Raw genomic sequence first — 19,706 nt, forward strand, 5'->3', positions numbered from 1 at the left:
AATGATGGGATTTTATTAGATTTAAAAGAACCTAATTGAACCACATGTCTTTTCGAAAAATTTATCCCTTCTTCCTAATTATATTCTTGATAAATACCCAGGTTTTTTCTGCAATGGCCCAAAAACAAAAAGTATGGCTGGATTCAGATACCGGCAACGAAATGGATGACCTCTATGCCATCGTCCGTTTGTTGAAAGAGCCATCGGTGGAAGTAGTGGGTTTGAGTTCAGCCCATTTCAATAATCCCGACCTTTTGGTATTCGAAAAATGGAACGCCTACGACACCAAGGGTTTGAATACTTTAGAAGACTCCCAAAGGCTCAATGAGCTGATTCTAAACACCATGGGTCTGGCACATATTCCCCATCCCAGAGGAGCTGATAGACAGATCGCAAGAGCTTGGGGCGGAACAGAACCCAGGGATTCTCCAGCTGCCCAACAAATCATCCAAATCGCAAAAAGCCTTCCAGAAGGAGAAAAATTGGACATTCTCACCTTGGGCGCCTTGACAAATATTGCTTCAGCCATCATTTTGGCCCCCGAAATCCTTCCTAAAATCAGGGTTTTCGCTTTGGGAGCCAGGTACAACCAACAGACCAGGGCCTGGAGCAAAAATGAGTTCAACATCCGCAATGACCTGAATGCATTTGATTTCCTGTTAGATTTGAGGGATTTTGATTTCACGGTCATGCCTTTGGAAACAGCCCTCCCATTAAAGTATGACAGAGAAGATACTTATGAAAGGACAGACGACAATGTACCCATAGAAAAGATCCTGGCCGATCGATGGAGGGAGCAAAACCCACAAGATAAAACCAGGGTGATGTGGGATTTGGCTTTGGTACAGGCTTACCTCTTACCTCAGCATTCAGAGATGTTACTCGTCAACAGTCCTCCTGAAAACAAATCCTTTACGGTGAGGATTTATTCAAAGATAGATCGAGATGCACTGATAGAGGATTTCTGGAAAGTATTAAAACAATAAACCATGACATTGATACGCTTACTCAGCCTTGGGTTATGTTTGGCTTTTTTGGCTTGCTCGTCTAAAGAAGACCAATCCCTTCCCGATTATTCAAAATGGATGCATTTTGGAGGTACCAATGATGCAGCAAGGTATTCCTCCATCTCCCAAATCAATAAGGAGAATGTGAAAAACCTGGAAGTAGCCTGGACATTCAACACCGGTGATGCGACCGAAAGGAGTCAAATACAAACACAGCCTATAGTAGTGGACGGTATTCTTTATGGAGTCAGTCCGCAATTGAATGTATTTGCGCTTAGGGCAGATACCGGAAAGCCCATTTGGCGTTTCAATCCATTTCAAATTTTAGGCGGAGAGAACTCTTGGGCTGGACTGAACAGGGGACTTTCTTATTGGGAAGATGGGGAGGATAAAAGGATTTTTTCCAGTGCGTCCAATTACCTTATTGCCTTGGACGCCACAACTGGCAGACCCATTGAGGATTTTGGAGAAAATGGCATGGTGGACCTGAAGAAAGAATTGGACACAGACATGGAAGACTTCCTGTTGGTCAGCAACAGTCCCGGGGTGATTTATCAGGATAAAATCATTATTGGCATGCGGCTTTCTGAAGGTTTGGATGCTGCACCAGGCCATATTCGCGCCTACAATGTCCGAACAGGAAAAAGGGAGTGGATATTCCACACCATCCCTCAGGAAGGCCAATTCGGATACGATACTTGGGATCCAAATTACATCCAATACATAGGAGGGGCCAATAACTGGGCAGGCATGAGTCTGGATGAAAATAGGGGTATTGTGTATGTGCCTACTGGTTCAGCTACCTATGATTTTTGGGGAGGTTACAGGCATGGAGCCAATTTGTTTGCCAATTCTATAATTGCCTTAGATGCCAATACAGGTGAGCGTATCTGGCACTTCCAAGGCGTACATCATGACATGTGGGACAGGGATTTTCCCGCCAACCCTAACTTGATACGGATCAAAAAAGATGGCAAGTGGATAGATGCTGTAGCACAGACCTCCAAACAGGGATATGTGTTCGTTTTTGATAGGGTAACTGGCGAACCTATTTGGCCTATAGAACAAATTCCTGTGCCTCAATCTACCCTTCCCGGGGAAAAGAGTTGGCCTACCCAACCCCACCCTACCTTACCGGAACCTTTCATGCGCATGGTGTACACGGAGGATGAAATTCTACGGCTAACACCAGAATGGGAAGCTGATATTCGGAGCAAACTCAATAATGTTAAGTTTGGAAATATGTGGTTGCCTCCTAGCCATGAGCATGGGATAGTGCTATTCCCCGGAATGGATGGAGGGGCAGAATGGGGAGGTTCATCTTTTGATCCATTTACACAGACATTGTATATCAATGCCAATGAAATCCCTTGGGTAATAAGGATGGGCGCTAACCCTAAATCCACCAGTTTGGGACAGAGCATTTACGCCAACTATTGCGCCAATTGCCACGGCATGGACCGGAAGGGAAATCTTCCTGCCTTTCCCTCTTTGGCAGGTTTGGAGAAAAAGTATACCGAAAATAGCCTGGACAATCTTATCAAAAACGGAAAAGGAGCCATGCCTGCCTTCTCCCATATAGGAGAAGATGAGCGCAAGGCCATGATCGCCTATCTTTTTGGAGAAGAAAAAGAGGATCTAGGGGAAAAGAAAGAACTGGAAGGCGGAAAAGAAATGCTGACACCACAATTTTATATGCAGGGCTATTCCCGTTTACTGACAGAAGATGGATATCCTGGAATAAAGCCTCCTTGGGGAACGCTGACTGCCATTGACATGAATACCGGGAAAATCAAATGGCAATCTGTTTTGGGAGAATTCGACGAATTGACTGAGAAAGGTTTTGACCCAACGGGAACAGAAAATTATGGTGGACCAGTGACCACAGCAGGTGGTTTGGTATTTATAGCTGCTACCAAAGACGAGAAAATCAGGGCTTTTGATAAAGATACCGGAAAGATCTTATGGGAAGCCAAATTGCCGGCAGCAGGACATGCTACCCCAGCAGTATATGAAGTAAAAGGAAAACAGTTTCTGGTAATCGCCTGCGGTGGGGGAAAAGGCACCAAGTCCGGAGATGCTTATGTGGCTTTTGCCTTACCTGATTGACCAAAAAAGTCTGTGAACCACAACCTGACCCTTATATCGGGACAAGATACAAAAGGGGAACAAAAGGAAAAGCACATGCCTCAATAGCAGATGGTTAGGGTTTTGCAGGACGGATCGGAAAAACTTTTATGGATTTTGTTGTGTTTTCCCGAAGCTCGTGACAAGTTGTGGTTTAAAAAAATCAATTTTAGCTTTTCACTCCCTCAATTCTGTCTGAGTAAACAAGTACCAATTTATTGTCTTTATTAAGCTCTAAAACTTCAGACCAATTCTTTGAAATCAATTCGTGAAAATCCCTTATCTTCAAATTTCCAATTTTGATATGAATTACTTTTGGTGGAGGATTCGTCATCAAAATTTTATTGTAAAAATCCGCATCTTTAGAGATTATAGTTAATTTTTTCTTTTTCGCATACTCCCAAATCTGAGCATCCGTCCAAGTATCATCAATATCGAGTTGGTGGATATATTCCGAATTATTCCATAAAGAAAAATAATAAGGTAAGTTTACATCAATTAAAAATCTCGCCATCAGGCTACTGATTTTACTGTGAAACTATTGCTCATAAGTTTTGAAGCAAATTCTAGGCATGCCTTGATATCTTCAGGTGCTAAACTGGGAAATTGATACAAAATGTCTTCAGTAGAGTCTCCAGCAGCCAAAAATTCAAGGATGCTTTGCACGGTAATCCTTTTCCCTCTGATGGTAGGCTTCCCATTGCAAATATTAGGATCAATAGTTATTCTGGAAATCAATTCACTCATATTCAAATATAATCATTATCTCCTAAATACACAGCAGGGTTTAATCAACTATCCTTTGTCTTAATATGCCCCACTATCTGCTCGGCATGCACGATGGAGTTCTCAATAAAAAATTCCCTGGTATTCAATCCCCCGCAAACTACTCCAGCCAGATAAACGCCGGGCACATTAGATTCCTGATTGGTCTGATCGTAGCAGGGTTGCCGCTTTTCATCCAGGCTCAACTCCACACCCAATTGATCCAAAAGGGCAAAATTGGGCACATAACCTGTCATGGCCAGGACAAAGTCATTTTCAATAGTTACTTCCCCATTAGGCGTGTTGATAACTACCTCCTTTTCCCTGATCTCTTTGACCAAAGAATGGGTAAAAGCCCTGATGGACCCTTCCTTGATCCGATTCTCAATATCCGGTTTGACCCAGTATTTGACATTGGGGTCCACGCTCTCATTTTTGAGGACCATGGTCACTTCAGCACCCTTGCGCCAGGTTTCCAGGGCCACATCAACCGCAGAATTACCCCCGCCAACCACCAGTATCTTTTGACCGATATAGGGCCAAGGTTCTTTGTAGTAATGGGTCACCTTGGGAAGATCTTCCCCGGGCACCTTCATCAGGTTGGGCAGGTCATAAAAACCTGTTGCCAGAATAATATTTCTAGTAAGGTATATGCCTTTGGTTGTAACTATTTCAAAAAGCGCCTCTTTCTTTTGGAGTGTTTTCACTGCTTCATAAAGGTTCACCTTGAGTTTCCAGGTTTTGGCCACCCTCCGGTAATACTCCAAGGCTTCGGTACGGGTAGGTTTATGGGCAATGGACATAAAAGGAATGCCTCCCATTTCCAACTTCTCCGAGGTGGAAAAAAAAGTCATATTTAGAGGATAATTGAAAAGGGAGTTGGTCAGCACCCCCTTTTCAACAATGATATAGTTGAGACCAGCTTTCTCACATTCAATCCCACAGGCCAAACCAATTGGCCCGCCTCCCACGATAAAAACATCTAAAATCTCTTGATTTTCCATGTTTTTACAACAGCTTTAAGACTGCTTCTGTTCCAAAAAGTTCTCCACTTTAAACTTGACCTGTGTATCTTGGAAGGTTTCCGCCACCTGATCAAACTTTCTTTCCATCATGTCCACTTCTCCAGAATGCTTCCAAAGCAACACTGTCGAATTTACGGTGCCATAATAGTTCCCCACGTTGATAAACTGTGCGGAAAGCAATTTTTCCTGTTCTGGTGTAGCACCTGTATCGGGAAGTATTTCCTGAGGATCGGTCTCCTTCGAGTGCTGCCCTTTCATCAGGCTTAGAGGCTCAAAAGAAGCTGTGGAAATATGGTGGGCTAGGTTTTCCTTTGCTTTGGTCAATTTAGGCCAGGGAGTTTCCAGCACCGCATTGCTCAAACCGTAAAGTCCGGGCCTCAATTGGCGCACACCTTCCATCTTGTTGGAAAGGTAATAAAGTCCTTCCTGGTCAGCGACAAGCAGGTTAAAGCCCTCATACTCCGTTTTCTCCTTTTCAATTTCCTCCAAGTAGGACTTGGGGTCCATCTCCCCTTCAAGGAAATTTTTGACCAGATCTCCTCTGGATTTAGAAAACTCCCGTTTGTTTTTCAGGTCACGGAAATTGGTAATGGCAGCAAAGCGGCCATTGGGATGCATGCCCAACCAAGTGCCCCCGGCACGGAGGTCTTTTCCCCCATAAAATCCCGACTCCCACTGCTGCAAGGGCGCTGAAGGTCTTTCAAAAAATTCATCCCTGTTGGCGACAAGGATCAATTTGTATTCCGAATGATTGTTCCAATTAAATGCTAATAAACACATGGAGGCAAATTAAGAAAATTCCGAAATAGTTCGTCTTCATTTTAAAAGAACTTTGAGAGGGTACGAAAAAAATCGTAATATTTTTTGTATATACGACTCCCTTCGTATAACTTTGTACGAAACAAATCGTATTAAGTGCTATGAACACTAGACCCACGGAATCTGAATTGGAAATTTTGTCCCTTTTATGGCAAATGAAAAAAGCCACGGTCAGGGAAATCCATGAGAAACTGGCCGAATCAAAGGATACCGGTTATACGACTACCCTGAAGATCATGCAAATCATGCACAGCAAGGGGATCTTAGGAAGGGATGAGCAAAGTCGCACCCATTTGTACTTTCCCTTGATAGAAGAAAAAGCTACCCAGCAGCACCTTGTTGGCAACTTTATGGCTACAGCATTTGGTGGTTCTGCCAAAAACCTGGTCATGCAGGCTTTAGGGCAGAGCAATCCCTCCAGAGAGGAATTAGATGAAATCCGCGCATTTTTGGACCAACTGGAAAAAGACAAATAATGGAAATGCTTGAAAATTTGGTTCCCGAACCTTACCTCTATGCCCTTGGCTGGATGATTATCCATGCCTTATGGCAGATTGCAGGTATAGGCTTACTGCTATGGTTAAGCCTGGCTCTTTTCAATCAGAAAAGTGCAGCTTTTAAATATCACCTGAGTTTGGCAGCTTTGGCTACGATTACTATTGCCGCCCTGGTTACCTTCAATTGGCAATTAAATAACCAATCAATGGTCCCGGAAAGCACACTGAGTGAAGCTGAATGGGCGTATTTATACACCCAACCTGATTTTTTGAAGCAAATAGACGCTTCACAAGAGGCTAGCCCGGAAGGGATGATTATCATTAGAAGAATAGAAAAGCACATTCCGCTTTTGGTGAATGTATGGTTGATAGGCGCCTTCCTATTTTTCTTCAAAACTGCCAGCGGACTGGCTGATCTTCGCTCACTTCATCGAAAAAGCCATTCTCCAGTTCCGGATAGGTTAAGGCTTGTGGTCAAACAAATCAGTAAAAAACTGCAGGTTTCTAGACCCATTCAAATTCTATCGAGTACCCATATCGATATTCCACTGACCTATGGGATACTGAAGCCAGTCATTCTGATCCCCAGCGCTTTGTTATTCCAGATGAGCCCAACGCAATTGGAGGCCATTATTACCCATGAAATGGCCCATATCAAAAGGCATGATTACCTGGTGAACCTCATCCAATCCATTTTGGAAATGCTTTTCTTTTTCCATCCCGTATTTTGGTGGATAAACCATGAGGCCAAAAAGCAAAGAGAAATGGCCTGTGATGAAATGGCAATAGCATTGGGCGCAAATCCAAAAGACCTCGCCTATGGCTTGGCCAATGTCATCAACCATGCCCAAAATCATGCCCCTGAAATGGCCATGGCAGCTGCCAAAAAACAAAATCCAACTTTGGATAGAATCAAAAAAATTATGGGAGTGAAAACCTCCCCAACACAACCAACTACTTTATCCACAATTACCATGATGATTACCTTTATCCTGGGCGCAACCCTCCTGGTAGGAGCAAGTGACCAAAACAGCCAATCTTCAGAAGACCTGCTGCTGACCCAAGCCAATACCCAAACCATTGATATGGAATATCAAATGGTGTATAATTATGATGAAGCTGACACTATCCCCAAACCAACAAGAAAGATAATTTTTATTGACTCCTCTGCCAATGAAGGCGTTGATACCCTATTTTTTCAAAAGCATACAAAGCAAGCAGAACCTATAAAGTATTTTGAGGTTCTTTTCCAGGGTACAGAAGGTTTTTTTGAGGGTATGGGAAGCCTTTTTGAGGGAACAGGAAGCCTTTTCGAGGGCTTCGATGCAGGCTGGGGTAATTTTGGTAACCTGCCACAGCTGGAACTTATAGAAATACCTATGCCCAATTTTAATTTTGACAATATGCCAAAATGGGAAATGGATCCTGAAACTTTTAAAAAATTACTCCCTGACTCCACCCTGTTAAAAGAATTGTCCCTAGCCAGAATTTCACTCGCTGACAGTACACTACAATTAAAGTTGGCCAAGAAAAGCAATATGTCCAAAGAAGAATGGGAGCAGATACAACGAGAAAGTAATATATTCTTGGCCAAAGTGAAACAAGCACAGGCTGAAAAACGGGAAGAATGGAATCAGGAGAGAATAGCCAAAACCGAGGAATGGAAGAAAACCTACGAACCCAAAGTAAAGGAGTTCCAGGAAAAAATGGCGGAGTGGGAAAAACAAAACCAACCTAAAATCGAGGAATATCAGGCCAGAGTAAAAGCTTGGGAAAAAGAAAACCAGCCAAAAATCGAAGAATTCCAGCGAAAGATGGAAGAATGGCAAAAGGCCAATGAAGAAAAAATGAAAGCTTTCCAGGAAAAAATGGAGGCCTGGCAAAAGAAGCATGAAGCAGAAATGAAAGCCCTTGAACAAAAGCTTAAAGAAGCACAGCGCAAGAACGACTAAACCAACATAAATCATAAAAGGGCCAGGAATAGTTATCCAGGCCCTTATTTTTTTCAATTGGCCGAGCTCAAAAACTCCCTAAAAGCCCCATAATCATTGGGAAGTGCCGCAGCTTTCTTCTTACCCTTCATAAATTCCTTTAACCGATCAGGCAATTCCAGATCAATCCCTAACACCTTATCCACAACGGACTTGAACTTGCCGGGATGGGCTGTTTCCAGAAAAATTCCCACATAATCATCCCCATTCATCCTCAGGAAATTGCGAAGCCCTAAATACCCTACAGCCCCATGGGGATCCAACGTATAGCCTGTTTCACATTGGACTTTCTTCATCACCTTTGCTGTATCTTCATCATCAAAGAAAAAGCCTTTCACTTTTTTCCTTAACAAAGCTTCGTCATTCCCATACAAAGCCAACAACCTGTAAAAGTTGCTGGGGTTGCCTACATCCATAGAATTGCTGATGGTCGCAATGGAGGGTTTAGCCTTAAAATTCAACCCATGCAGGAAATCAGGTACGATCTTGTTGACATTGGTGCTGGCCACAAAAACATCAATGGGCAGCCCCATGCGCTCTGCCAAAATCCCTGCACCCAAATTACCGAAATTACCACTGGGAACAGATACAGCCAATTTCTTATCCTTTTCCGGAAGTCTGCACCAGGCATAAAAGTAATAGAGGCATTGGGGAATCCACCGGGCAATATTGATGGAATTGGCAGAGGTCAAAAGCATTTTTTCATTCAACTCCTGATCCAAAAAAGCTTCTTTAACCATTCGCTGACAGTCATCAAAGACCCCATCCACTTCCAGGCAATGGATATTTTCTCCCAAGGTGGTAAACTGCATTTCCTGAAGTGCCGAAACCTTACCTTTGGGGTACAAAATGATCACCTCCACCCCGGGAACTTTATAAAACCCATTAGCCACTGCCGAACCGGTATCCCCTGAGGTAGCTACCAAAACACGAACTTTCCTTTCCTCTCCTTCCATCAACATGGACATGAGCTTGGAACAGAAGCGTGCCCCAAAATCCTTAAATGCCAAAGTAGGGCCATGGAAGAGTTCCAAACTATAAACTCCCTCCTCCACCTTTACCAATGGCGCATCAAAAACCAAGGTATGGTCCACCAATGCTTTGACCTGTGACAGATTCAAATCCTCTCCAAAAAGCGCTCCAATCACTTCATAAGCCATCTCCTGAAATGTCATGGTCGGCAGGTCTTCGAAAAAGGAAGCGGGCATTACAGGAATATGCTCAGGCATATACAGTCCTTGATCCGGGGCAAGGCCCTTGATTACCGCTTCTTTTAAACCAACTTGATGATTGGGATTATTAGTACTGTAATAGCGCATATAAAAAGAGGACAAAAGGTTTAAAATTTTAAATTCAAGGGGTCTGAACATAAGCTCCTCTGTCATTGACTTCGGAAACATATATATCTACCCCTAAACCGATTTTTTCAAAGACAGCTTTGCTTGCTTCTCCTGCCTGTATGGCGGTATTTCTTCCCTGGGAGAGGATAAATATGGTAGGGCCTGAACCTGAAATCCCTGAGCCCAAAGCACCTAAGTCCATCACAGCTTCCCGTAATTCATAGAAACCGGGTATTAATAAGGCCCTGGAAGGCTCTGCAATCACATCTTTGAGCGACCTGCTGATCAGCCCATAATCACTTTGGTAAAGTCCGGCGATCAAGCCTGCAATATTTCCGGATTGCACTGTGGCTTCCTTCAAAGAAATCTGTTGTCGAAGGACAGACCTGGAATCAGCCGTTTTCAATTCCAAATGGGGATGGACCAAAGTACAGTACAAGCCTTTTGGTACAGGCAATTTGACCATATCCAAATGATCATAGTCCCGGATCAATACAAACCCTCCCAGAATGGATGGTGCCACATTATCCGCATGTGCCGCTCCGCAGGCCATACGTTCCGCCTCCATGGCAAAAGGCACCAAATCGTTTTTTTCAAAAGGTTTGCCCAGCAGTTCATTGGCAGCAACCAGAGCAGCAGCGGCGCTAGCGGCAGAAGAGCCCATTCCCGAACCTAGGGGTAAACCCTTTTCCAAAGAAATTTCCATTCCTTTTTGGGTTCCGAGTGCATCAAGCATGGCCTGAATGGCCACTGTACAGGTGTTTTTATCCGCTTCCAAAGGGAGTTTGCCTCCATCTCCTTCAATACGTGCTACTGTCAATCCCACCGCTTCCTTCAACTCCACCGTCACCTTATCACCAAGGTCATCAATGGCAAATCCCAGGATATCGAAACCACAGGAAACGTTGGCCACTGTGGCGGGTGCAAATGCAGTCACCTTTTTCATGGGCTATCGGGTATAATTTCCAAGACGGATCACATCGGCAAATACACCCGCAGCAGTCACATCCGCACCTGCCCCCGGTCCCCTGATGATCATGGGGAAATCATGGTAACGCTCGGTGGTAAACAAAAGCATATTGTCGCTTCCTTTGAGTGTATAAAATGGATGACTGCTGTCCAGGGCATTGAGCCCTACTGTTGCTTTCCCATTTTCAAGCGTGGCCATAAACCTAAGCTTTTTACCTTCTGATTGAGCTTTTTGAAGCATCAAGGTAAAATCACCGTCATGCTTTTTCAACTTTTCAAAGAAAATTTCTATATCCTTTGTCTCTACACAATCTTCTGGAACCATGCTTTGGATGCTGATATCCTCAAAATGCAAATCCTGTTCTGCTTCACGGCCAAGAATCAATATTTTCCTGCCCACATCCATACCGCTCAAATCATCCCTTGGGTCCGGTTCAGTGTAGCCTTTGTCTTTGGCTTGCCTGACAACCTCAGAAAATGGAACACCCTTTTCAAATTCCGAGAAAATATAATTCATGGAACCACTCAAAACTGCTTCTATCCGTATCACCCTATCTCCACTCAGCATCAAATCCTGAAGGGTATTGATGACGGGAAGGCCTGCTGCCACGTTGGTTTCATATAGAAATTTGACACCTCTTTTATAGGCCAGCTTTTTAAGTGCTTTGTAACGCACCAAAGAACCTGAGTTTGCCTTTTTATTTGGGGTCACAATTGGAATACTTGCTTCCAGCACCCTTTCATAAGCCCCGGCCACATCTTGACTGGCAGTACAGTCTACAAATACGGAATTGGAAAAATTCATCTCCTCCATTTGCTGAATAAACTGTTCTAAATCCATGGGCTTGGCATCTGGGGCATCTTCTGGGGCAGGACAGTTTTTCAAATCAAATCCATCCTCATGAAAAGCCATAAACCTGGAATTTGCGATACCATGGATCTGTATATCCAGGTCATTTTCCCGTTGCAACTTTTCCCTTTGATTGGCGATCATGCGGATAAGTGCTTTGCCAATCAATCCCACGCCCACCAGAAACAGGTGTAATACCTTATTATCGGAGAGGAAGAAAGCTTCATGTAAAGCGTTTAGAGCCTTTTGGAGGTCTGATTGCGCCACTACTGCGGAAATATTCAATTCTGAACTTCCTTGGGCAATGGCATATACATTGACATTGTTTCTTCCCAAGGCCTGGAACATGCGGCCACTTGCGCCGGGATTATGCTTCATGTTTTCCCCAACAGCTGCCACTACGGCCATATCAGAAACCACCACAACCGGATCCATCTCTCCGTTTCTTATTTCAAAAAGAAATTCTTTTTCTATAGCCTCTTTGGCTTTTTGGACCTCAACTGAGCGAATAGCCACGCAAATACTGTGTTCAGAAGAGGCCTGACTGATCAAAACCACATTGACATGTGCATTGGCCAATGCCCCAAAAACCCTATAACTAACCCCTACCACTTCGATCAAACCGGCTCCCTCAATATTGAGTAAAGAAATACCGGACAAAGAAGATATCCCCTTGATTAACTTACCGCTGGGATGATCCCCATTGATCAAAGTACCCGGATGGGCAGGTTCAAAAGTGTTCTTGATATAAATAGGAACTCCTTTTCGCATCGCCGGCTGCATGGTCGCCGGGAATATCACCTTGGCGCCAAAATGGGAAAGCTCCATGGCCTCGCTATAACTCAATTGCGGAATGGTAAATGCCGTATAGACCAATCTCGGATCTGCGGTAAGCACCCCGGAAACATCCGTCCAGATTTCCAAGGAATCTGCCTGCAATGCGGAAGCAAAAATGGCGGCTGTATAGTCAGATCCGCTTCGCCCCAAGGTGGTGGTTTCCCCTTTCTCTGTGGAAGCAATAAACCCGGTGATGACCTTTAAACCTGGGTTCTGATGGAAAAAATCTAATATCAGATCATTGGTAGCAAAGAAATCCACTTTGGCATTGCCAAACCGATCATTGGTGCGCACGACGTTTCTGGCATCGAGATAAATGGCCGGATAACCCTCTACTTTTAGGGCTTCAGTGAGTATGTAGGCCGATAAGCGCTCTCCAAAACTGGCCACATAATCCAAAGTTTTGGGGGAACATTCTTTGATCAGATATATCCCATGAAAGAGATCCTCCAATTCGTTAAATCTTACTTTGACGAAAGTAAGTACAGCCGATTGGAGTTGGATAGGTATAAGCTCCTTCACCAAGCCAAAATGACGCTCTTCAAGGGACTTGACCTGATCTACATAAGTCCTATCTCCTTCCCTGGCCTTTTCTGCCGTATTCAGCAGCACTTCCGTAACACCACCGAAGGCTGAAAATACAACGGCAAAGTCAGTATTTTTATCCTGACTTTTGATGATATCAAAAACCTTTCGGATGTTGTTCTTATTAGCAATGGATGAACCTCCAAACTTTAAAATCTTCATGATTCAATAATTTTTAAGGAAACTTTTAATGAAAACTTAGGACAAAAATAGTCCTTATTCAAGGGGCGATATGTGAAATAGCTTACGGGATTACCCCGTAATGGTGGTAGAAAAAAAATACATGTTAAAAGACATCACCATCCCATCAAGCTTCCTATCAAAGGAAGTCAATTTTGTAGGATATAAAAGGTTTGCTTTTGGCATGTCTCAAAAATTGATTCAGCAATCTTAAGGACAAAAATCCATAATCCAAAAATCTTTTTATTGTTTTTACAAAGAAAAGTAGGATTTGTTAACTATTAATCAAAAAACCTAAAGGACAATTAACGCGTGATTAAGCCAAGGCACAAAATAATGTTTTCCTATGACCAAAAAAGCCTGTGAGGGAAGTGGGGAAAATGACTTCTTAGGGGCACTCTCTCAGGTCAGCAACTTCAAGGTTGCCAAAAATAAGTTAACATTACTGGACGGAGCGAAGGAGCTGTTAAATTTTGTTCCCAAAAATTAAATGTATCAATTTTTTTTGGCCCATTTATAAATTCTGGGCTTACTTATTTTTTTGAAAAGCACATGAACACCTGGCAGAAAGTATATGCAACCTGAATCACATTTAGATCTTTTAATTTCATTTTTCTTTGTGGAAAATTATCACAAAAGTCATGAAAGGAACAATTATACCTGTAGGTGTTTCTATTCTTATCGGATTATTAATTTTTACAATGATCCATGTTGAGGAAGAGAAAACTAGCCAGGAAAAAACAAACATTGACAAGGAAGACATTCTGCTTTGGGCAAAAGCTAGAAATTATTTTATGGCCCTTAGGGTTGATGACAAAAAGGAAACTGATGAGCTTGAAAACGAGCGCTTTGAGCTAGGTCAACTACTTTATTTTGATACAAGATTAAGTGTAAATAACGAGCAAAGCTGTAATAGCTGCCATGACTTGTCCAACTATGGGGTAGACAATAAACCCACTTCGCCCGGTGCTTTGCCTGGCAGCATAGGAGATAGAAACTCTCCAACAGTTCTAAATGCGGTATTTCATGATAGCCAATTCTGGGATGGAAGAGCTAAAGATTTAGCAGAACAGGCAAAAGGACCCATTCTTAACCCTGTTGAAATGGCCATCCCCCATGAGGGAATCCTTATAGATAGACTCAAAGAAGTAAATGAATACATTGAGCGATTCAATAAAGCATTTCCTCTTGACAATGATCCAATTACCTATAATAACGTCGCAACTGCTATCGCTTCTTTTGAAAGCATGTTAATAACACCTTCAAGATTTGATGATTTTATGGCCCTTGATTTTGAAGTCCTATCTATCCAAGAGAAAAGAGGACTAAAAGTATTTCTAGACGCCAATTGCCAATCCTGTCATGACGGAATTGCCTTAGGAGGTGAACAATACCGAAGGTTTGGTGAAATGCAGGATTTCAGAAAACTGAACCCTAAGATAAGTGCTGACGAAGGAATTTATAATTTGACAGGCAATCCCGGAGATCTTTACAAATTTAAAGTTCCGAGCCTAAGAAACATTGAAAAAACCTACCCTTACTTCCATGATGGGAGTATTTGGGATCTGGAAGAATCCTTAGTCATTATGGGAAAGACACAGCTAAATAAAGAGTTTACCCAAAATGAAATTGATGATTTAGTCGCTTTTTTAAGGACCCTAACCGGTGATTTACCCAAGGAGTTGAAAAAAGTTCCGTCTATTCCGCAATAAATAACAGGCCGCAATTAGAACTTGCGGCCTGTTTTACTTAACAACCTTCCTTCCTTCTGGTGTCAATCACATAAGTGATTTTCCAACCAGTGTCAGTTTTGATCAATTGAAAGGAATTGATGCCGCAATGACTAAAATCGTCGTTGACATAGAATTCATAAGGTGTCCAGGCAGAAGCCATTTGTCCATCGATTTTGATATGGTATTCAAGGATTTTCTCATCCAAAACAGTACCTTCTGGAGTCGTAGAAATCCTGGTAATAAAATCTGAAACCGAATTGGAACCAAGTGTAGCACCCATCTCACCTGCTATCACCGTCTGCATACTGGCATCTGGATGAAATAAAACCTGCACTTTAGCCCCATCTTTGGCTTTCATTCCTTCAAATAAGGTGCTAATTACTTTTTCGACCTCTTTTTCTTCCTGAGCCATTAGGCCATTTATTGAAAAAGAAAATATCGCAACTAGAAATAAGATATTTTTCATCAGTTTTTAGATATACTTCCACCCGTACCGGTTTTAACATTAATTTCTTTGGGATTGCCCCCATAATAAATTTTCCCAGCAGTAGCTGCTGACCCTTCTATCGAGCCTATTGTTCTGAAATAAACAGTGGCTGCTGTATTAACCAATACTTCTACCTCATCAGCAGTTAAACTCTTTCCATCAATTTCTGCATTGGTAAAGGCCCTCAGACCTAGGCTCCCTACTTCTCCCTTGACGAAGATCCTGGCATTGGTGGCTGCTTCAATATTGAATACCTCGGCCTCGACGATTGCTTCTATATAAGCACTTGTCGTAGCAAGAAGATAACCTTCTTCTGCAATTATCCTGTCTTTCGCAATAACGCGTGCACTCGTATTTGCCTCGATGGCTTGTATATCCCTGTAAGTAACTTTTACTTCCACATCATGGTTACGATAATTTCCCCTTGCCAATCGGATTTCAAGTGTTCCATCCACTATGGATGTTTCCACCTTACCAAGGTCAATGCCTGAAACGGTAATATCAGCTTTGTTTTGTTCCCCTTGCGCCAATTCCACTTTAATGGAGTTGGAAGCTTTCACAGCATCAAACTCCCCTAATTGTCGGGTTTCCCTTTGAGTTTGGGCCATTATCACGCTGGTTGAAAAAAGAAGCAGTACAAAGAAATAGATGGTTTTGGTATTCATCGGTATATTAAGTTGGTTTAAACTCCTCCATAGAGCTTAAAGGTCATGTTTCTCAGTGCAGGATTATTGACCGCATAGTGCATTGCCTCTGCGATATCTGCCGGACTGACCCATAAACTAAAATCCGAATCTGGCATGGCTTCCCTATTGGTAGGGGTATCAATAATGCTTGGCACAAACAGGTGTGCGCGTATTCTGGTCCCCTTTGCTTCCTCAGCCACATAATTGGCCAGTTCTTCTACCATCCTTTTGCTCAAAGCGTATGCCACAACTCCTTTTCCATCTTCAGGTTGCAAGGCAGGCCTCGCACCAACAAACAAAAAATTACCAAAATCAGCCTTTTTCATTACCGGAAGGAAGTTTTTCACCATATTGAACGCAGAATAAAAATTCAACCGGATCATTTTTTCCAGATCCTCAGTACCGGTATTTTCAATATCACCCATTGCAAAACCGCCCACTAATAGTCCGATAGCGTCCACTTCACCATACTGTAACTGGTACTCCTTAGCAAAATCCTGCACAGATGCTTCATCTGTCACATCTACTTCATATACATCATCCGCTTCTTCCAATTCATCACCTGATTCAGGTTCAACCAAGGCAATCACCCTGTAACCTTCTCTTTTGAATTTACTGACTACAGCCCTTCCCAAATTTCCAGCGGCCCCAGTAACAATTATATTTCTTTCCATATGTACTTTTGTTTAGATTTAAATTCCATTACAACCTTTCCATCTCATGCCCCAAGTAAAGTCTGTTTTTAGAATTGCCGAAAACAAAAAACTTCGCATCTTCATTCTCAAGGTTCTGGTCTATTCGGTCTTACTGTACCTTAGCAAGGTATCAAAACCATTTGGAGAATGGGTCAAAGAAGTTGAAGGACTCTCAAATATAATAAATGCCTTCCTTTTTCTGTTAGGAGCCAACATCCTTATCTCCTTAGCGCGAATGCTGACAGCAAGAATTTACCTCAGAAAGCAAAAGGAAGAAAATCTTCATCCCAATTTTCTATTGGGCATTGCATGGATTTCCAATATACTAAATTCGATTGTATTCATTTCAGCTTTAATCATGGCTTTTGGTTTGAGGCCCTTTGAATTTTTAACCAGTTTGACCATTGTTGCAGCAGCTATCGCCATCGTTTCCAAGGAGTATATCACCAACACCATCAATGGCTTGATCATCATGTTTACGGATCAGTTCTCCTTAGGAGATACCATCAAAATCAATGATCAAAAAGGAATTATTAAGGACATCACACTTTTAAATACCGTGCTCAAAAGGGATGATGGGCTTACTATGATGATACCCAATAACCTGATGCTCAGTACGCATGTAATCAATTACCGCTTTACTGACAGAAAAGATGTTGAATTTCTATTTGAAGTACCCATAGAAACCCAATTAAGTCTCAAGGAGATCAAAGAAAAAATTGAACCTAAGCTGAAAAAACGATTAGAATCCAAGGAAATTTCGAAATTCGTTGTGGGTCTGGATGGGGTGTTCAAGGAAAAAATTGCTTTCAAACTTATTGTGGGTATTGCCCCTGAAAGAGAACCTGAAATAAGGGAAGAGTTTGATGAAATATTACTGGAACTGTTGTATGACAAAAAATAAAGAAAACTATTTTGACCAGGTCTACCAGGTTGTAAAGCTTATCCCCAAGGGTCGGGTCACCTCTTATGGCGCCATAGCCAATTATCTCGGGTTAAAAAGCGGCGCAAGAATGGTTGGCTATGCCATGAATGCCTCTCATTACCAGCCGGATATCCCAGCTCATCGGGTGGTCAATAGGGCAGGTGTTCTAACCGGAAAACACCACTTTGAAACCCCCTTCAAAATGCAGGAGTTGTTGGAACAGGAAGGCATCAAAATAGAAAAAGATAAGATTATTGCCTTCGAGCAACACTTTTGGGATCCTATGGAACTTGAAAATACATTGTGAAAAGAACCTAATTCAGGTATTTTGAGACATTATTCTATTTTTTTTAACATTTTTTCACTTTTTTAATCAAATGTGTACGCTTTTTGTTTTGAATCCTTTAAAATCAAGGAATATGGAAACAGCATTGAAAAGTCACATCGCAGAAAACTTGAGAAAACACAGGGTTTTAAGGGGATTCACTCAGGAGTACATAGCAGAATATTTAGGAAAAAAAGACTACACAGCTTATTCAAGGTATGAACAAGGAAGATCCAACTTAAAAATGGAAGATGCGCTAAAGTTGGCAGAGTTATATGAAGTGGAGGTACAGGAGTTGATCTGCACTGCCCCAAGCGTTGGTGCTCAACAGGAAACAATCAAAAAAAATGGAAATAACGGTCAAATTTCCGTACTCGTAGATCTTGATGGTAGCATAAACAGCCTGGAAAGTAGCATATTGAGGTTAAAAAAGATCAATGAGTTAATAGCAAGGCAAGAACTCTAGACTTTTTCCCGAATTAAAACAAGCCCAGTAAACATCAATAGGCCGTTGAGAATCAATACCTCAAAACCAAATTCGTATCCCCAAAATAATTTTTTGGAATTTTGTGCAATAATAAAAGCGATTATAGGGGCAGCTAATGCTAAATAGGGCACCCATTTATCCCTCACTTGCCATTTGGTAAACAATCCAAAAGCATAAAGCCCTAAAAGAGGTCCATATGTATACCCCGCAATGATGAATACTGCATTAATAACACTTTGATCATTGATCCAACGAAATACAAGTACTACCAAGAACATCAATGCAGTAAATGCCAGGTGTACCTGTTTCCTAACACTTACCTGTTTTTCTTTTCCATACTTCTTATCTATACCCAAAAAATCAAAACAAAAAGAGGTGGTCAAAGCAGTAAGGGTGGAGTCAGCACTGGAATAAGCCGCCGCTGTTATTCCCAAAATGAATACAATAGCTGCAAATGCAGAAAAATGTTGTGTAGCCAGGAAAGGGTAAAGGTCATCTGTCCTTGCTGGAATAGCGAGCGCATTATTTTCCACAAATTGATATAATAAAACCCCTAGTGTCAAAAACAACAAATTGACAAGTACCAAGATAATGGTAAACCAAAACATGTTCTTTTGTGCATCACCGATGTTTTTACAAGTAAGGTTTTTTTGCATCATATCCTGATCAAGACCAGTCATTACTATGGTAATAAAGGCCCCAGAGGCAAATTGCTTAAAAAAGTTGGTTCCGGACTTCCAGTCCCAATTGAAAATTTCAGCTCTCGAATCAGAAGCAACAGTCTGGAAAATCTCAGAGAAGCTTAGTATTCCCAAATCTTTAGCTACCAAGTAAATACTTACCAAAACAGCTGACAGCATAAAAAACGTCTGTAGTGTATCCGTCCAAACCACTGTTTTTATGCCACCCCTATGCGTATAAAGCCAAATGAGAGAAACGGTAATCAATACAGAAAACCAAAACGGAATACCCCATTGGTCAAAAAGGATCAATTGAAGAACTCCTGCTACCAGGAAAACCCGGATAGATGAACCCAAGGTGCGGGAAAGTATAAAGAAAAAAGCACCGGTTTTATAGGACCAAAAACCAAACCTATTGTCCAAATAGGTGTAAATTGATACCAAATTGAGTCGGTAATATAGCGGAAGCAGCACTTTGGCGATAGTAAAGTATCCTAAAGTATAGCCCAGTACTACCTGAAAATAATGGAACTTGGTGTTTCCGATTTCTCCTGGAACCGAAATAAATGTAACGCCGGATAAAGAGGCACCTATCATTCCAAAAGCCACCAAAAACCAGGGAGACTGCCTATCACCGGTAAAAAATGTTTCTTCTGAGATCTTTCTGGAGGTAAACCAGGAAATCAAAAACAACAG

General features: G+C 42.1%; 20 protein-coding genes. 9 read left to right on the forward strand and 11 right to left on the reverse strand.

Annotated features, from left to right (window positions below; all coding sequences use genetic code 11):
• Positions 1–44 precede the first annotated feature (44 nt).
• Positions 45–986 carry a nucleoside hydrolase gene (locus B879_RS01825; protein ID WP_009183422.1) on the forward strand — a complete coding sequence of 314 codons (942 nt, stop codon included), beginning with the start codon at positions 45–47 and terminating at the stop codon, positions 984–986.
• Between the two features lie 3 nt (positions 987–989).
• Entirely contained in the window at positions 990–3,116 is a 2,127-nt protein-coding gene (locus tag B879_RS01830; RefSeq protein ID WP_009183423.1) for an outer membrane protein assembly factor BamB family protein, read from the forward strand.
• A 187-nt stretch (positions 3,117–3,303) separates the two neighbouring features.
• Here the strand turns inward: B879_RS01830 and B879_RS01835 are convergent, their stop codons facing one another.
• Genes B879_RS01835 through B879_RS01850 form a run of 4 tightly spaced genes read right to left on the reverse strand, consistent with a single transcriptional unit; the run spans position 3,304 to position 5,704 of the window.
• Positions 3,304–3,648: a DUF5615 family PIN-like protein gene (locus B879_RS01835; protein ID WP_009183424.1), complete on the reverse strand. Its 345-nt coding sequence runs from the start codon at positions 3,646–3,648 to the stop codon at positions 3,304–3,306.
• Positions 3,648–3,881, reverse strand: coding sequence for a DUF433 domain-containing protein (locus tag B879_RS01840; RefSeq protein ID WP_009183425.1), 234 nt, complete (start codon positions 3,879–3,881; stop codon positions 3,648–3,650). Before B879_RS01840 ends, B879_RS01835 begins: the two co-directional genes overlap by 1 nt.
• 44 nt (positions 3,882–3,925) lie before the next feature.
• Positions 3,926–4,903: a YpdA family putative bacillithiol disulfide reductase gene (locus tag B879_RS01845; protein ID WP_009183426.1), complete on the reverse strand. Its 978-nt coding sequence runs from the start codon at positions 4,901–4,903 to the stop codon at positions 3,926–3,928.
• 15 nt (positions 4,904–4,918) lie between these two features.
• A complete protein-coding gene (locus tag B879_RS01850; RefSeq protein WP_009183427.1) occupies positions 4,919–5,704 on the reverse strand; it encodes an NRDE family protein in 786 nt (261 codons plus the stop codon).
• A gap of 140 nt (positions 5,705–5,844) precedes the next feature.
• On the opposite strand from B879_RS01850, the gene B879_RS01855 reads away from it, so the two are divergent.
• Together B879_RS01855 and B879_RS01860 are read left to right on the forward strand one after the other, a co-directional pair.
• On the forward strand, positions 5,845–6,219 hold the full coding sequence (locus B879_RS01855; RefSeq protein WP_009183428.1) for a BlaI/MecI/CopY family transcriptional regulator: 375 nt from the start codon (positions 5,845–5,847) through the stop codon (positions 6,217–6,219).
• A gap of 5 nt (positions 6,220–6,224) precedes the next feature.
• Positions 6,225–8,192: a M56 family metallopeptidase gene (locus B879_RS01860; protein WP_009183429.1), complete on the forward strand. Its 1,968-nt coding sequence runs from the start codon at positions 6,225–6,227 to the stop codon at positions 8,190–8,192.
• 53 nt (positions 8,193–8,245) lie between these two features.
• On the opposite strand, the gene thrC is transcribed toward B879_RS01860, so the two are convergent.
• Genes thrC through thrA form a run of 3 tightly spaced genes read right to left on the reverse strand, consistent with a single transcriptional unit; the run spans position 8,246 to position 12,974 of the window.
• On the reverse strand, positions 8,246–9,550 hold the full coding sequence (thrC, locus tag B879_RS01865) for a threonine synthase (RefSeq protein WP_040400110.1): 1,305 nt from the start codon (positions 9,548–9,550) through the stop codon (positions 8,246–8,248).
• Between the two features lie 34 nt (positions 9,551–9,584).
• A complete protein-coding gene (locus B879_RS01870) occupies positions 9,585–10,517 on the reverse strand; it encodes a homoserine kinase (RefSeq protein WP_009183431.1) in 933 nt (310 codons plus the stop codon).
• A gap of 3 nt (positions 10,518–10,520) precedes the next feature.
• Positions 10,521–12,974 carry a bifunctional aspartate kinase/homoserine dehydrogenase I gene (gene thrA, locus B879_RS01875; RefSeq protein WP_009183432.1) on the reverse strand — a complete coding sequence of 818 codons (2,454 nt, stop codon included), beginning with the start codon at positions 12,972–12,974 and terminating at the stop codon, positions 10,521–10,523.
• Positions 12,975–13,338: 364 nt separating this feature from the next.
• On the opposite strand from thrA, the gene B879_RS22045 reads away from it, so the two are divergent.
• Both B879_RS22045 and B879_RS01880 read left to right on the forward strand, forming a co-directional pair.
• Positions 13,339–13,482 carry an META domain-containing protein gene (locus B879_RS22045; protein WP_009183433.1) on the forward strand — a complete coding sequence of 48 codons (144 nt, stop codon included), beginning with the start codon at positions 13,339–13,341 and terminating at the stop codon, positions 13,480–13,482.
• Between the two features lie 151 nt (positions 13,483–13,633).
• On the forward strand, positions 13,634–14,704 hold the full coding sequence (locus B879_RS01880) for a cytochrome-c peroxidase (RefSeq protein WP_009183434.1): 1,071 nt from the start codon (positions 13,634–13,636) through the stop codon (positions 14,702–14,704).
• Between the two features lie 37 nt (positions 14,705–14,741).
• Here B879_RS01880 and B879_RS01885 read toward each other — a convergent pair whose 3' ends face one another.
• The 3 genes from B879_RS01885 to B879_RS01895 all read right to left on the reverse strand — a co-directional run bounded on the left by B879_RS01885 (position 14,742) and on the right by B879_RS01895 (position 16,572).
• Positions 14,742–15,191 carry a nuclear transport factor 2 family protein gene (locus B879_RS01885; RefSeq protein ID WP_202949563.1) on the reverse strand — a complete coding sequence of 150 codons (450 nt, stop codon included), beginning with the start codon at positions 15,189–15,191 and terminating at the stop codon, positions 14,742–14,744.
• Positions 15,191–15,820 carry a head GIN domain-containing protein gene (locus tag B879_RS01890; RefSeq protein ID WP_238542061.1) on the reverse strand — a complete coding sequence of 210 codons (630 nt, stop codon included), beginning with the start codon at positions 15,818–15,820 and terminating at the stop codon, positions 15,191–15,193. The genes B879_RS01885 and B879_RS01890 overlap by 1 nt, the downstream gene beginning before the upstream one ends.
• Before the next feature lie 74 nt (positions 15,821–15,894).
• Positions 15,895–16,572: an SDR family NAD(P)-dependent oxidoreductase gene (locus B879_RS01895; protein WP_009183437.1), complete on the reverse strand. Its 678-nt coding sequence runs from the start codon at positions 16,570–16,572 to the stop codon at positions 15,895–15,897.
• Between the two features lie 46 nt (positions 16,573–16,618).
• Between B879_RS01895 and B879_RS01900 the strand changes: the two genes are divergently transcribed.
• The 3 genes from B879_RS01900 to B879_RS01910 all read left to right on the forward strand — a co-directional run bounded on the left by B879_RS01900 (position 16,619) and on the right by B879_RS01910 (position 18,309).
• The gene (locus B879_RS01900) at positions 16,619–17,497 is read left to right on the forward strand and encodes a mechanosensitive ion channel family protein (protein ID WP_009183438.1); all 879 of its coding nucleotides are present in this window, start codon (positions 16,619–16,621) and stop codon (positions 17,495–17,497) included.
• Positions 17,484–17,825, forward strand: a complete 342-nt coding sequence (locus tag B879_RS01905; RefSeq protein WP_040400098.1) for an MGMT family protein — start codon at positions 17,484–17,486, stop codon at positions 17,823–17,825. The genes B879_RS01900 and B879_RS01905 overlap by 14 nt, the downstream gene beginning before the upstream one ends.
• Before the next feature lie 112 nt (positions 17,826–17,937).
• The gene (locus B879_RS01910; RefSeq protein WP_009183440.1) at positions 17,938–18,309 is read left to right on the forward strand and encodes a helix-turn-helix domain-containing protein; all 372 of its coding nucleotides are present in this window, start codon (positions 17,938–17,940) and stop codon (positions 18,307–18,309) included.
• Here the strand turns inward: B879_RS01910 and B879_RS01915 are convergent.
• A partial coding sequence (locus tag B879_RS01915) for a sodium:solute symporter (protein WP_238542062.1) occupies positions 18,306–19,706 on the reverse strand: 1,401 nt, incomplete at its 5' end. The two genes, B879_RS01910 and B879_RS01915, sit on opposite strands and share 4 nt — an antisense overlap.

It is taken from the genome of Cecembia lonarensis LW9, from assembly GCF_000298295.1.
GTDB classification, from domain to species: Bacteria; Bacteroidota; Bacteroidia; order Cytophagales; family Cyclobacteriaceae; genus Cecembia; species Cecembia lonarensis.